Source organism: Sphingobium chungangianum (assembly GCF_977014255.1).
Genome location: NZ_CDRNIV010000006.1, coordinates 1,791,870 through 1,805,059, shown reverse-complemented (window position 1 = coordinate 1,805,059; position 13,190 = coordinate 1,791,870). Strand labels below are relative to the sequence as shown.

General features: G+C 63.4%; 11 protein-coding genes and 1 pseudogene. 9 read left to right on the top strand and 3 right to left on the bottom strand.

Annotation, left to right across the window (positions count from 1 at the left end):
* The 6 genes and pseudogenes from trbK-alt to ACWNC0_RS15925 all read left to right on the top strand — a co-directional run bounded on the left by trbK-alt (position 1) and on the right by ACWNC0_RS15925 (position 4,534).
* On the top strand, positions 1-246 hold the full coding sequence (gene trbK-alt / locus ACWNC0_RS15950; RefSeq protein ID WP_449472996.1) for a putative entry exclusion protein TrbK-alt: 246 nt from the start codon (positions 1-3) through the stop codon (positions 244-246).
* Positions 243-1,517 (top strand): P-type conjugative transfer protein TrbL, encoded by a 1,275-nt coding sequence (trbL, locus tag ACWNC0_RS15945; RefSeq protein ID WP_449472995.1) that lies wholly within the window; start codon positions 243-245, stop codon positions 1,515-1,517. Before trbK-alt ends, trbL begins: the two co-directional genes overlap by 4 nt.
* A gap of 3 nt (positions 1,518-1,520) precedes the next feature.
* Complete coding sequence (gene trbF, locus ACWNC0_RS15940) at positions 1,521-2,204, top strand: conjugal transfer protein TrbF (protein WP_449472993.1); 684 nt, start codon at positions 1,521-1,523, stop codon at positions 2,202-2,204.
* The gene (gene trbG, locus ACWNC0_RS15935; RefSeq protein ID WP_449472992.1) at positions 2,201-3,133 is read left to right on the top strand and encodes a P-type conjugative transfer protein TrbG; all 933 of its coding nucleotides are present in this window, start codon (positions 2,201-2,203) and stop codon (positions 3,131-3,133) included. The genes trbF and trbG overlap by 4 nt, the downstream gene beginning before the upstream one ends.
* Positions 3,130-4,311 carry a TrbI/VirB10 family protein gene (locus ACWNC0_RS15930; RefSeq protein WP_449472991.1) on the top strand — a complete coding sequence of 394 codons (1,182 nt, stop codon included), beginning with the start codon at positions 3,130-3,132 and terminating at the stop codon, positions 4,309-4,311. Before trbG ends, ACWNC0_RS15930 begins: the two co-directional genes overlap by 4 nt.
* Positions 4,308-4,534, top strand: a pseudogene (locus ACWNC0_RS15925) (DUF2274 domain-containing protein). Before ACWNC0_RS15930 ends, ACWNC0_RS15925 begins: the two are co-directional and overlap by 4 nt.
* Here ACWNC0_RS15925 and ACWNC0_RS15920 read toward each other — a convergent pair.
* Positions 4,535-5,428, bottom strand: coding sequence for a LysR family transcriptional regulator (locus ACWNC0_RS15920; RefSeq protein WP_449472989.1), 894 nt, complete (start codon positions 5,426-5,428; stop codon positions 4,535-4,537).
* Between the two features lie 448 nt (positions 5,429-5,876).
* On the opposite strand from ACWNC0_RS15920, the gene ACWNC0_RS15915 reads away from it, so the two are divergent.
* The 3 genes from ACWNC0_RS15915 to ACWNC0_RS15905 all read left to right on the top strand — a co-directional run bounded on the left by ACWNC0_RS15915 (position 5,877) and on the right by ACWNC0_RS15905 (position 8,442).
* On the top strand, positions 5,877-6,014 hold the full coding sequence (locus ACWNC0_RS15915; protein WP_449472988.1) for a benenodin family lasso peptide: 138 nt from the start codon (positions 5,877-5,879) through the stop codon (positions 6,012-6,014).
* 104 nt (positions 6,015-6,118) lie between these two features.
* Positions 6,119-6,706 (top strand): lasso peptide biosynthesis B2 protein, encoded by a 588-nt coding sequence (locus ACWNC0_RS15910; RefSeq protein WP_449472986.1) that lies wholly within the window; start codon positions 6,119-6,121, stop codon positions 6,704-6,706.
* A gap of 50 nt (positions 6,707-6,756) precedes the next feature.
* A complete protein-coding gene (locus ACWNC0_RS15905; protein WP_449472985.1) occupies positions 6,757-8,442 on the top strand; it encodes an asparagine synthase-related protein in 1,686 nt (561 codons plus the stop codon).
* A gap of 3 nt (positions 8,443-8,445) precedes the next feature.
* Here the strand turns inward: ACWNC0_RS15905 and ACWNC0_RS15900 are convergent, their stop codons facing one another.
* Together ACWNC0_RS15900 and ACWNC0_RS15895 are read right to left on the bottom strand one after the other, a co-directional pair.
* Positions 8,446-10,542, bottom strand: coding sequence for an Atxe2 family lasso peptide isopeptidase (locus ACWNC0_RS15900; protein ID WP_449472983.1), 2,097 nt, complete (start codon positions 10,540-10,542; stop codon positions 8,446-8,448).
* Positions 10,536-13,133 (bottom strand): TonB-dependent receptor domain-containing protein, encoded by a 2,598-nt coding sequence (locus tag ACWNC0_RS15895; RefSeq protein WP_449472981.1) that lies wholly within the window; start codon positions 13,131-13,133, stop codon positions 10,536-10,538. The genes ACWNC0_RS15900 and ACWNC0_RS15895 overlap by 7 nt, the downstream gene beginning before the upstream one ends.
* Positions 13,134-13,190 lie beyond the last annotated feature (57 nt).

Below are 13,190 nucleotides of genomic sequence, written 5' to 3'. Positions count from 1 at the left end.
ATGGACAAGGGCAAGCTCTGTCTTGGCGCAGGTCTCGGTGGGGTGATGTTTGCCATCGCCCTTGTCGCGTTCCTCAGCCCTCCGCCGGAGAAGGAACAGCTCTTCGACAGGAGCGAAGCACGCGTGGATCCGCTCGCGCGCGACCTGGCGCGATGTCGCGACATGCCCGCGCCTGACGCGACATGCACGCAGATATGGAACGCGCATCGCTCGCATTTCCTCGGGCAGGGTGGAAGCGGGCGATGACCGACACGGGTGTCATAGACAATTTTCTGGACGTCTTCCTGCGCTATATCGACAGCGGCTTCGGTCTGGTCGGGGGAGAAGTCGGTTTCCTCTCCAGCACACTCGTAGCGATCGACGTGACGCTCGCTGCGCTGTTCTGGAGTTGGGGTCCGGGGGAAGACATTCTCCAGCGACTGGTGCGAAAATGCCTTTATGTCGGCGTCTTCGCCTTCATCATCGGCAATTTCTCCACGCTGGCCGACATCCTCTTCCGCTCCTTCGCTGGCCTCGGCCTTAAGGCGGGGGGTGGCGGGGTCGGCCTCGACACCTTCATGCGGCCTGGGTCGCTGGCTGGGGTCGGGATCGACGCCGGATCGCCGTTGCTCGAGGAGGCGGGCGAACTGATGGGCGTCACTGCCTTTTTTGCCAACTTCGTGCAAATCGCCGTCCTCCTGCTCGCCTGGGCGATCATCGTCATCGCTTTCTTCATTCTGGCCGTGCAGGTCTTCGTCACTCTGATCGAATTCAAGCTCGTCACACTCGCCGGTTTCCTGTTGCTGCCCTTTGCCCTCTTCGGCCGCACCGCATTCATGGCTGAACGGGTGCTGGGGCATATTGTGTCGAGCGGCATCAAGGTCCTGGTGCTTGGCGTAATTACTGCGATCGGCAGCAGCCTGTTCGAACAGTTCCTTTCCGCCGGCGGGACAGGCGAGACCACCGCGGAAGAATGCCTCGCCATCGCTCTGGCGGCCCTTGCCTTGATGGGCCTCGGGATGTTCGGGCCCGGCATCGCGAATGGGATCGTCACCGGTGGCCCGCAACTAGGCGCAGGGAGCGCCGCGGGCACGGCTGTTGCCGCTGGAGGAATGGCGATGGCTGCGACAGCGACAGCGGGTATCGCCGCTGGCGCGGTCGCGGCGGGGACACGATCGGGCGCTCTACTCGTCAGTCGTGGAGCGGGCGGCGCCAGCGCTGCCTTTCAGAGCGGCGCGCAAGGCAAGACCGGGTTAGCACGCATAGGCGGCGGGGCAGCGGGGGTCGGCCGCGCGGCGGCTGAAGCCTCGATGTCGCCGCTGCGCCGGGCGGCGGACGCGATCGGCGCTGCCTACCGGTCGGGCCAGGATCCTGCTGCCGGACCTGCAAGTCCGTCACGGGACGCCCCGCCCGGTTGGGCGCGCGCCATGCGGCGGCGGCAGAATGCCGGACATGGCGTGACAGCGGTCGCGCACGCCGCCCATGCCGGTGATGGTGCAGGTGGCGGCGCAACGGTCGATCTTCAGGAAAGGGAATGATCCATGTTCAAACGATCATCGGTTCGCTATGGGCGCACACCCGAGCTTGTGACGCCCTATCAAAGAGCCGCGCAGGTCTGGGACGATCGCATCGGATCGGCGCGCGTTCAGGCGCATAGCTGGCGGCTCGCCTGCTTTGCCGCATTGTCGTTGGCGGGGGGAGTTTCGGCAGCCCTCGTCTGGCAGAGCGCACGCGGAACCGTGACGCCCTGGATCGTCGAAGTGGATAGGCTTGGCGAGGCCCGGGCGGTTGCACCGGCGGAGCGAGACTATCGTCCCACTGATCCGCAAATAGCCTTTCACCTCGGTCGGTTCATCGAGAATGTCCGCGGCCTTCCGGCTGATGCCGTGGTTCTGCGGCAGAACTGGCTTCGAGCCTACGACTTCACCTCCGAAAAAGGAGCGCAGATGCTAAATGGCTATGCGCGCACCAATGACCCTTTCGCGCAGGTCGGCAAGGTGCAGGTTGCGGTGGATATTTCCAGCGTGATCCGCGCGAGCGATGACAGTTTCCGCGTGGCTTGGACGGAACGGCGATACCGGGACGGGGCTCTGGAGGAGAGCAGCCGCTGGTCGGCGATATTGTCCGTCAGTGTGAAACAACCACGGACGGCGGAAGCCTTGCGGCGCAATCCGCTCGGTCTGCTTGTCACGGCGATCAACTGGTCAAAGGAGCTTGCGCAATGACTTTAGGTCTTCAAAGTCTGACAATCCTCCTCCTGTCGGGCGCTGTGGCCGCTCCTGCGACTGTGGTGCCCATCGCGGCCGAGGCTCGGCCCTCCGGTTCGGCGCGGAAGCCACTGGTGGGGGGGCGGCACGTATCGAAGAGCGAAAATCAGGCGGGCGCGCCCGAACGGACCGCGCGTCAGCAGGTTGTCCGCGCCAACGAAGATGCCCGCATGCAGCCTGTGCGTAGCGGCTTTGTGAACGCGATGCAGGTCTTTGCCTGGACCGAGGGGTCGCTGTTCCAGGTCTATGCGAGCCCTGGGCAGATTACGGACATCATGCTGCAGCCAGGAGAAAAGCTCTTTGGCACAGGTCCGGTCGCCGCCGGCGACACGGCGCGCTGGATTATCGGCGATACGGTGAGCGGCAGCCCCGAGGGCGAGCGGGTGCACATACTGATCAAGCCTACCCGCCCAGACATCGCCACCAATCTGCTCATCAACACCGATCGCCGCACCTATCATGTCGAGCTGCGTGCGACATCGCGCACCTATATGGCGTCGGTGAGCTGGACCTATCCGCAGGACGGGCTTGTCGTCATCAGGGGGAAGGCTGCGGCGCCGGGCGCGGCGTCGCAGGTGGCGAGGGACATCGAGCCGGCCAGGCTCTTCTTCGGCTACAAGCTTTCGGGCGATCGGCCCCGCTGGCGCCCTGTTCGGGTCTTCGACGATGGACGCCAGGCCTTTGTCGAATTTCCCCAAAGTGTCGGGCAGGACGTGATGCCGCCGCTCTTCATCCTGGGGCAGGGCGGCGGCGCGGAGCTCGTCAACTATCGGGTCCAAGGACGCTACATGATTGTGGATCGTCTGTTCGACAGGGCGGAGCTGCGCCTGGGAGACAGAAGGGGAGCGCAAAGCGTTCAGATCAGGCGCCAGGAAGCGCGGCGATGAGCGAGGATCAGCAGGGGCCTTCTGCTCCGGCGTCGGCCGCATTCCGGCTGCAGGGGGAGCGGCCCGTCGTCGCCCGCTTGTCCAAAAAGGCGCTCCTGACAATCGCTGCGGTGGCAGGGCTCAGCATCGGCGGGGTACTCGTCTATGCCTTGGCGCCCCGCACCTTGCAATCGCCGCCAGAGCTGCTCGCCGAAGCCGGAAGGCCGGGCGCTGCATCGCTCGTGAATGGCCCTCGCGACTATAGCGACGTACCCAAAATCGGGCCGCCGCTCCCCGGTGATCTTGGCCGGCCGATTTTGGCGGCCCAGCAACGAGAGAGGTGGACGGGCGAGGCGGCGCCGATGGACCCTACGGGCTCACGCCCTCCTGTCGCGCGGCCGATCGACCGCCGTGCGGAGGAGCAGGACGCCGCCCGTTCAAGCGGACTTTTTCTTGGTGGAGGGGGGCGTGCGGCACAGGATACGCCGCAGCAGATCGCTTTTCCTGGCACGAGGCCCGCAGGTGGCGGTGAGGCGGCCCTTGGTCGGGGTCAGGCAGCGAAACGCGCCTTTCTTGCAGGTGGCGAGCCGGAGCCTGCAGTCAGTACCGCGCGTGTGAAAGCAGCGGCCTCGCGGCTCATCCTTCAGGCGGGTTCGGTGCTGCCCGCTGCCCTGATGACGGGCATACGATCGGATCTGCCCGGGCAACTGACGGCGCAGGTCACCGAGAATGTCTATGACAGCCTCACCGGAAGGATATTGCTCATCCCGCAGGGGTCGAAATTGTTGGGAGAATATGATTCGGATCTCGAAGCAGGACAGACACGGGTGATGATGGTCTGGACAAGGCTGCTGTTGCCGGGCGGCGCTTCCCTGGCGCTGGACCGCTTGCCTGGCGCGGATGCCGCCGGTTTTTCCGGGCTGCAGGATCGGGTGAATCGCCATTGGGGCAATGTCCTTGGCGCGGCGGCCCTTTCGACGCTGCTCGGCATCGGCGGGGAGCTCGGCTCGAATGATGAGGAGAGTGCGCTGGTCCGGGCGCTGCGGCGGGGCGGACAGAATAGCGTAGTTCAGGCCGGCAACCAGATCGTGCAGCGCGAGATCGGAATCCCGCCCACGTTGACCATCCGGCCTGGGCATCCCCTGCGGGTGATCATCAAGCGCGACCTCATCTTCGACACATCGGAGGAACAATCATGAACGATCTGAGGCTGGGCGCCATTCCCGATGAAAAGCCTGTGAAATGTACGGTCGAGTTGCCGGGCGCGCTCTATCGAACCCTGTGCGACTACGCGCAGGTGCACGCAGCGCAGACGGGCGCCCCCCACTTGCTCCTGAGCGCTTGATTGCGCCTATGATGGAGCGGTTCATGGCCGCCGACCGAGCGTTCGCCCGATTGCGACGGACATTGCCGCGCTCCTGATCATTGGATGTGTCCGGCAGTCACCATGCTCGTGAGGGCGGCGAGGGCAGGGTTTCTGTTTGCCCTCGACCAGGAGAGGATGGAGGGAAGGCGGGCGAGACCCGTCTGCTCGTAAATGGGGAGCGCGCGGCGCGGGGGGGCTACGAGCGGCAGGTCTGCTTCCGTGATCAAGGTGGCGGCATCGCCTTCGATGAGCCGTATCACGGCGCTTGGACTGAGCCCCTGTTCCACGATCCTTGTGGGGGAGGCGCCACTTCGCGGAAGGGAACGCAACGCTTTGTTTTTGAGGTCCTCCCCTCGCGCGCCGGCAGGAAGAAGGATATCGCTGTCGAGGAGGTCGCTCCAGCTCAGATGCTCTCGCATGCCAAAGGGCCCATTGGCATCGACCACGGCAAGAAGGCGCCCGCTCGCCAGCAGCGTGCTCTCCAGGTTGCGACCCACCACATCGTGAGTGGTAATGAGCGCATCAAGCTTTCCGCTGCCAAGGCCATCGCTTAGACCAGCGTGCGATCCTCGGCAGGTTTCAAGCGAGACGTCCTTGTGAGCGCGGGTGAAAGCGACCAACAACTCATCGACCTCTGGCCGGGAGACGGCGCCAGCCATGCCTATCATCAAAAGACCAAGCTTGCCCGCGCGAAAGGCGGCGGCATGGCGCCGCATCGCCTCGACCTCCGCGACAATACGGCGGGCGCCGGACAGGAAGTTGCGGCCAGCGCGGGTGAGCGACACGCCACGGGATGACCGTTCAAACAGAGAAATGCCCAGACGGATCTCAAGGTCACGGACCCGCTCGCTTAGCGTGGACTGCTTGATATTGAAGCGGGCTGCCGCGCGATTGAAGCTGCCGAGCTCGGCTGTCGCGATGACATAGTGAAGATGACGAAGTTCGATCATCCGCAGCATCTCCCGATTCGCCGGCTCCGGCAGGTGAAAGGAAGAATTCCGCGTGAGCGCTGGACTTGAAATGCCGACAATTTGGTATGGAAATCGCCCTGCGTTGCTCCTGCTCCGGAGCCAAGCGGTTGCCTTGTCGGGACAATTTTGTTGATATTCGCGCGCAACGTTCATGACGGTGCGGGGTCACCGGGTTGCGGGCGCGAATGTCCAGGCTTTGCTAAAGGCGCCCGTACTTGTCACGCAACGGCACAGTCCAAGGCCCGGTGATACTCCCCGCCTGCCGGCCCTGTTCTGTGCCGCGGTCGCGACGCAGCATGCAAGCTGATAGGCTGAAAGTCGCAGTGAGGCGCGAATATAATCCTATTATAAAATTCCTATAATGCAGGCCGGCTCCTAGCCTCCACCTTGCCGTAACTGATCACGGCACTTCCAACAGGAGCATGTCATGGAAAAGACGATCGAACGTGAAGACATTGCGCTGATCGACCTCGGTGCAGCCAGCGTGGAAACCAAGGGCCCCGGCTTCGGTGGGGTCGATACCGAGGGCCTGCAGAATATTGCAGGCGGCCTCAGCGACGACTGACCGAAGAGGCGCACGCCGTAACGGGCGTGCGCCACCAACGGCTGTTTCAGACCATGCCCTATCGCTTGCGAGATGGCCTGAGCTTCTGCTTAGTCGGGAGTGAAGTGATCTTTCTGGATGTGCCAAGAGACCGCTATTTTGCGCTTTCGTCGAGCGCGGCGGAACTGCTTGCCAGGATGGTAGGAGGTGTGGCGGTTCCCAGAGACATTGCAGGAACGCCGCTGGAGGCGCTGTTAGAGAAGAGCAAGGAGCCGGCTTCCATCGCGCCCTTCGTCCTCCAGGTACCCAGCAATATGATCGATGCCTCCGCGTCGACCTGTTCGGCGCGCGATCTTGCAGCAGTTTGCCATGCGCATGTGGACGCCTATGCGCGCCTGCGGATCCAGCCTCTGCACCGGATCTTGCGCGCGCTCAAACCCGAGCTGCCGCGTTTTGACCGTTCGGCTGATGTCGCGTCCCTGGTTGCAGCCTTCCGGAAAAGCGATGCTGTCATCTCGCGGCAGGACCGGTGCCTTTGGAAGGGGCTTGCGCTGGTCCTCTACCTGCGCCGCAAGGGCGTCCGCGCGCGTTTGGTGTTCGGCGTGGCGGCTCGGCCTTTCCATGCCCATTGCTGGGTCCAAACGGACGAGGCACTGTTGATCGATGAGCCTGATGTGGTGGCGGGTTTCGTCCCGATCCTGTCGGCGCCATGACGGCGCGCTATCTCCTCATAACGGGCCGGACAAACAGCAGGGTGCTGGGCATGCCGACCGCACTGGCAGGCCTGCCTCTTGTGTGGTCCGGCGAAAACCTGCTCCTGGCGGCGAGCGCAGGCGATCTCGCTCTCGATCCTGACGCAGAGATTGCGGTGATCGGAAAGCTCTTCTCGCGCATCGACAATCGGCCGCTGCGGCAGCTCGACCCTGCGGCACGCAGGGAGATTATCCGCTCCAGGGGGCGGTGGCTCCTCGACCATTGCTGGGGCGCCTACGTCGCCGTCATTGCCGAAAGCGGCGGCCGCGCAGTTTCGATCATCCGCGATCCCTCGGGCATGCTCGCCTGCTACCATTGTGCGATCGGAGATGGTGGCGTCGCTGTCACCAACGAGCCGGAATTACTGAGTGACGCTGGGCTTGTCTCCTGCCGGGTGGATTGGGCTGCCCTCGCGCGTCATTTGCGCTCCGGCGATTTTCGTGGGACCCATACCTGTCTTGAAGGGCTGCACGAACTCCTGCCGGGATGCCGGCTGACCTTAGGTGCACATCGAGAGATGGAGCCTGTCTGGTCGCCCTGGGCGCATGTCGGGCCCGATCAACGCCTGCAGCGGGAAAGCGCTGCCGCGCTTCTCTCCCGGACCGTTGGCAATTGCGTCACGGCATGGGCGCGCAGCTATGACCAGATCCTGATGGGCATTTCTGGCGGACTGGATTCCTCGATCGTTCTTGCGGCGCTCAAATCGGCGCATGTGAAACCAAGCCTCTACACTCTTGCAACAGCAGGTCCCGGCGGGGACGAACGTGGCTATGCGCGACTTGCCGCCGAGCATTGCAGCTATGATGTCGAGGAACAATTTTTCGCCATCAGTGCAGTTGATCCCCGGCGCAGCCACGCCGCCCATCTGCCCCGGCCGACGGGAAATTACTTCGTCCAGGCGATCGAAGCGGCTGTAAAAGGAACATTCGCGCGGGTGGACGGCGACGGACGGGGGGCGATCTTCAGCGGCGGCGGCGGAGATAATGTCTTCTGCTACGCGCACTCTGCCTCCCCTGTCGTCGACCGCTGGCTTCAGGAAGGCTTCGGGGCAGGCGTTTTCGCCACGGCACGGGACATCCATCGAGTTACGGGCGCTAGCCTGCCCGCCATAGTGACAAAGGCGCTGGGCAAGCGATGGGGGAGGCACAAGGGCTATCGCTGGAAAGGCGATGATTTGTTCATTGCAACGGCGGTTGAGGCAGAGCCACTATCGTTCAACCATCCCTGGCTCGATGCGCCAGACGATGCGCTTCCCGGCAAGGCGCTTCATATCGCTCTGCTTCTGCGCTTCCACAACCACCTAGAGCGGCATCGCCGTCCGGACTTCCCTCCGACGATCATGCCGCTGCTGTCGCAACCCATCGTCGAGCTCTGCCTCTCCATCCCAAGCTGGCGCTGGTACGAGGGCGGGGTAAACCGATCCGTTGCGCGTCAAGCCTTTGCGGATCGACTGCCCGAGGCGCTCATTCGGCGTACGTCCAAGGGGCGGCCGGACAGCTTCATCCTCGAGATATTCGAACGACATCGCGCGCTGTTGCGCGAGATGCTGCACAACGGCTTGCTCCATCGGCAGGGGATCATCGATATCGAGCCCATCGACACTGTCCTCATGTCGGCTAATCCTAACCATCGGCACCAGTTGCGTGTTCTTGAACTGGGAAATGCCGAAGCCTGGGCGCGCAAATGGTCGGCATGACTTTCAGCGGACGTTGCGCTCGTCTTTCATCTCCTTCCAGCGATGATATTGTTCTTGCTTGGCGGGACTATCGTCCATGTCGCCCAAGAGCCAGAAACGAAACCAATCGATGTTGCGCTCATAGATCGCCGCGCGGTGCGCCGGTTGCCATTTGATATGCCGCTCGTCAGGAAACACATACATCTCCACTGGACGTGCCAGGTCGCGAAAGGCCGACGCCATCTCCAGGCTCTTCATATATTCGCTGTCCGCAAGCTGGAGGAGAAAGGGAACTGTGACGCGGCGCGCATTTTGCGCGAGCGAATAGGCCGCCCAGGGATCGCCTTCGCCACCCCAGGAGGGATAGCCGAGCTGACGTAGAAAGTCCTGGAGCACGGGACCGCCGAGAAGGGCGTAAGTGTTGGGATCCTCGCAACATGTCGCCAGCGAAACCGCTTTGAAGCTGTGGCGGCTGTTGAGGAGGGCATATTGGGCGGTGGATGCGCCATCGCTCAGCCCCCAGATACCGAGGCGCTCCGGATCTGCCGTACCTGTCGCCACGGCTGCGTCGATCAGACGATCCAGCGCGCTGAGGATGTTGCGCCGGTCGATCCTGTCATGCTGCACTGCGCGAAGGAAGTCGCTCCAGGCGGGCGCGGGATCGGTATAATAATCCTTGGGCCGGTTGAAGCTGAGCACTGCCATGCCCTGGCGCGCCAAAGCGAAGATCGGTGCTTCATCGCCGGTCCCGCCGCGAAGGAAGCCGCGGGATTGATATTGCACGACGATCAGAGGGTGACGCTGGCCTGCGCGGTGATCGGGCGGCAGGACAAGGTCGGCGAAGGCCCCCACGCCATAATCGGTCTTCACATGCAGGCGGCGCACAGGACCAAGGGCGATGGATCGAAATTCGGGATTGAGGTCGAGAAGGAGGGACTGGGCTCCGCTGGCCAACTCATAGCGCATGATGCGCTGCGGTTGCGCGGCGGTTTCTTCGATGCACAAAACAGCGTCAGGCGCCCCGACGCAACCTGACAGAATGCCGGTCACGGCATGAACCAGTCTGGGTGGTTGTCCTGGACGCCAGAGGTAGATCGCCATCTCTTCAAGGGCGAAGCCTTGCCGTCGAACATACCAGAGCGCATCGCCCTGGCGGGTCCAGCCAAAGGTGACCACGCCCTCGCACTGCGGCATGTCGCACACACTGGCCGGCCCGTCCGGCGAGGAGATATGCAGTACGCGCGGCGCATTGAATCGGGCGGCGCGCTGCGACGCCCAGGCCACCCGCCCGCCATGATATTGCTTGGGCCCAGCAGGAAGGCGGGGATCTGTTGTCAGACCATTGAGCCCGTCAGCCATCTTTGGGGTGACGGGCGTCCTTGTGCCCGTCTGGGGATCGAATAAGGCCCACTCCAGCGGCGCCGGCTCGCGGACGAAGGGGCGTGATCGCATGGCGGGTGAGAAACGGTTGTCGAAATGAAAGCCGCTCAGTCCTTCTTCACGGATCGCGCGATCACCTGCTTCGAGCGCTGGTCGTGTCGCGACATAGAAGCTCCTGCCATCGGGTGCCCATCGGAAGTCCTCTATGTCGATCGCGCTCGTCGTTAGCGCGCGAGCGTCGCTGCCGTCGCGCTTGGCAAGCCAGAGCTGTGCGGGACCGCCATCGCCCCTGAGATAGGCGATGGCGGTCCCATCCGGGGACCAGCGGGGCACGACCGTTTTGGCCGTGCCCAAAGGGACTGCCGCGAGTCCCCGGATGCTCATCGTGCCGGTGAGCAATTGCCCGCCGGCATCGACTCTCCCCAGAGCAGCCTGCGACCCGATGGGGAGAAGATACATGGCCAGGCAGTAGCTGTTGCTTTGCGGATCAGCCTGGCGCACCTGGAAGGCAATAGATTTTCCGTCGGGCGACACGGCGATCGGGCTGTCGTCCCACAGCCCGTCCTCGCCGCGGCCCACATCGCGCAGGCGGAGGAGGTCGGCTGTTTCTACGAACCGCCGCTTTGACGCGGCAGTTGCGGTTCGGGCTGGTTCCAGCTGTTGGCAATGGGAGGCGACGCCTAGCGCCGGGGAAGGGGCAGCTGTGACCGATGCCAGAAGCGCGAGGGTGACGCTCACCATGTCTTGCGTAGTCCGACGCTGAAGGTGCGGCCGAGAACCGAATAGTTGGTGGAGTCGAAGGGCACATCATAGGCCGCCGTCGTCCGGATGATGGTGGGTTTGTCGTTGAGCAGATTGGCAACGCCAACGCTGAATTCCACGCCTCCCAGTAACGACCGGTTCTGTGGAACCGCGTAGCGCCAGTTGAGATCGAGGCTTGTCTGTCCTTCTATCCTGCGGCGCGGCGTGCGGCGCGTGTCGAGCAGACTGCCCACATGGCTGAGCCAGACCGACAGCATGAGGCCCTCCTGTGCGTAGGTGATGCCGCCGCGTCCGCGGAACTTGGGTGGATTGAAGACCGTGCCGGCCAGTTGTACCTCGCCCTGGCCGGAGACCACTTCGCGCGTGCTCGAGAGGAAGGTGGCGTCGGCCTGAACGCTCAGCCGCCCGCCGTTCGTCAGCTGACTCGCATAGCGCGCTGCAATGTCCACGCCGCTCGCCTTCTGCAGCGAAACATTCGCATAACGGTTATCGATGATGGCGACGACGTTGCCTGGCACATAGGGCCCGCCGGAGAGATTCTGCAGCCCGACGGAGGAATAGGCGATCGCGGCGTTCTGCGCAGCGAGGCTGGGATTGCGGGTGATAAGGTCGGCATAGACCGGATTGTCGAGCACGCCGCTGCCCGAGGCGATCGGCTGAACCACGCGATCGCTGTAGCGGACGCTAAAATATCCGATGTCGAACTCAAATCCAGGGAGGGAGCGAGGATGCAAGGCGGCTGAGATGGACCATGTTTGCGCCTTTTCCGGGCGCAGACCCGGATCGCCGCCGCGCAGGAACAGCACGGTTGATCCGGCAGGCAGGCCGGCTCCATAGGGCGCTGCATTGTACAGCCATGTAAATCCGGTCAGATATTGCTGGTAGAGCGTAGGCGCCTTGAAGGACCGGCCCCAGCTGCCCTTGAGATCAAGGTCGGGAAGGGGCGCAAAGACGATACCCAATTTTGGCGTGGCGACCTGCGCCATGCCCGGATAATCTTCATAGCGTAGAGCACCCGTGAGAACAAGTCGGTGGACCAGAGGCATGTCCTGGGCCGGAGAAACCAGCGGCAGCTGCGCCTCGGCAAAGGCATAATAGCTGTCGCGCGAGACCTCGAAGCTTTGCGCGGTCGGTGCGCCGGCGGCAAAGGACGTGGTGCGCGCGTAATCCATCTTGTTCGACCGATAGCCGCCCCCAAGCGCCAGCCGGAGATCGCCCCCAGGCAAGGTTGCAAGCCGCCCTTCGACATTGGCCTCGATGCCGAAGCTGCTGTTGCAATAGCATCCCTCGATCGTGGCCAAAGCCTTGCCGCCCGAATATTGGGGACTGTTCCACTTGGTACGATCGCGCCCATAGACCATCTGGAGCGATGAGGACCAATTGTCTCCAAGGCGGATCAGGAGTTCAGGCGAGAGGGTAAATGCTTCGACTTCGGACCGGGTGGAAGATCCTAGGGCCTTGTAATTGCCAGTGGTCGAGAAGGCATAGAAGCTCTCGGTCGAACGCCTACTGTAGAGACCGTCGAACTGCAGCTCCACGCCGGGGAGGATATCCTGGTGGAGGCTGCCGATAACGGCATGTTGCCGCTGATACGGCCAAAGGGTCGTGCTATCGTCCAGGCGGGACGTGTAGGAACGCTGGCGAGCGGTCACCGGCGTATTGCGGGAGAAATCATAGCCGACGATCAGGCCACCGCCCGACCATCGCGTTCCCGCTACCGCCGCATATTGCTGCCGCACATAGCCGCCGTCGCTCGCCGCCGCCAGCCGCGCCGATGTTGTCACCCCCTCATAGTCGCGCTTCAAAATGATGTTGGCGACCCCGCCTACCGCATCCGAGCCATAGATGGCGGATGTCCCGTCCACGACGACTTCGATGCGGTCGACAGCGTCGAGCGGGATGCTGGACACATCGACCGCCTGATAGGCTGCTCCATAGGAGAGCCGCTTGCCATTGAGCAGCGTCAGGGTGGCGTCCTGGCCGAGCCCGCGCAAATTGAGCGATGATCCCCCACCCAGGTTGGAATTCTGCTCACCCACGGTGCCGAGCGCGATGCCTGGATTTGTACCGCCGTTGAAATTCTGCGGGATCGACCGGATCGCTTCGCCAAGATCGGCCTGGCCCGCGTCCCTGATCTCCTGCTGGCTGAGCGTAACCTGCTTTGAAGCCGAGATGGCCCCGCGTAGACGCGATCCGGTCACCACGATGTTCTCGGCGGAAGGGCTTTCACCAGGCCCTTCCGCCGCCGTCCCTCGCCCCCGAACCTGAATGGCTCCTTCTGTGTAAGTGGCGCTCAGCCCTGTCCCGCGCAGCAGCAGGTCTACAGCTTCGCGCACCTCGAAACGGCCGACGAGGGCGGGTGCGGTGCGGCCACGGACGTCTGCCGGCGCGAAGAATATTTCCCATCCGGACGTCGCGCCGACTTGCCGTAATGCGTCGGCCAGGGGCTGCCTCGGTTGACTATAGTCTACCGGCAGCTCGCTCTGCGCCTGCGCCATCTGCAGCCCCGCCAGGATTGCCACGGCACTGCCTGTCAGAAGCACCGAACGAACTATTCTCACTATGCGCATAGTCTGCCCCCTTGATGTCGGCGGCTTCGTTTGAAGCTCGCTCCGGGGACATCGACA

Bases quoted from the DNA above. Each gene is read 5' to 3' on its own strand.
- ACWNC0_RS15895 (WP_449472981.1), bottom strand. From the start codon at position 13,133: ATGCGCATAGTGAGAATAGTTCGTTCGGTGCTTCTGACAGGCAGTGCC.
- trbK-alt (WP_449472996.1), top strand. From the start codon at position 1: ATGGACAAGGGCAAGCTCTGTCTTGGCGCAGGTCTCGGTGGGGTGATG.
- trbG (WP_449472992.1), top strand. From the start codon at position 2,201: ATGACTTTAGGTCTTCAAAGTCTGACAATCCTCCTCCTGTCGGGCGCT.
- ACWNC0_RS15930 (WP_449472991.1), top strand. From the start codon at position 3,130: ATGAGCGAGGATCAGCAGGGGCCTTCTGCTCCGGCGTCGGCCGCATTC.
- ACWNC0_RS15905 (WP_449472985.1), top strand. From the start codon at position 6,757: ATGCCGACCGCACTGGCAGGCCTGCCTCTTGTGTGGTCCGGCGAAAAC.
- ACWNC0_RS15900 (WP_449472983.1), bottom strand. From the start codon at position 10,542: ATGGTGAGCGTCACCCTCGCGCTTCTGGCATCGGTCACAGCTGCCCCT.
- trbF (WP_449472993.1), top strand. From the start codon at position 1,521: ATGTTCAAACGATCATCGGTTCGCTATGGGCGCACACCCGAGCTTGTG.
- ACWNC0_RS15915 (WP_449472988.1), top strand. From the start codon at position 5,877: ATGGAAAAGACGATCGAACGTGAAGACATTGCGCTGATCGACCTCGGT.
- trbL (WP_449472995.1), top strand. From the start codon at position 243: ATGACCGACACGGGTGTCATAGACAATTTTCTGGACGTCTTCCTGCGC.
- ACWNC0_RS15920 (WP_449472989.1), bottom strand. From the start codon at position 5,428: ATGATCGAACTTCGTCATCTTCACTATGTCATCGCGACAGCCGAGCTC.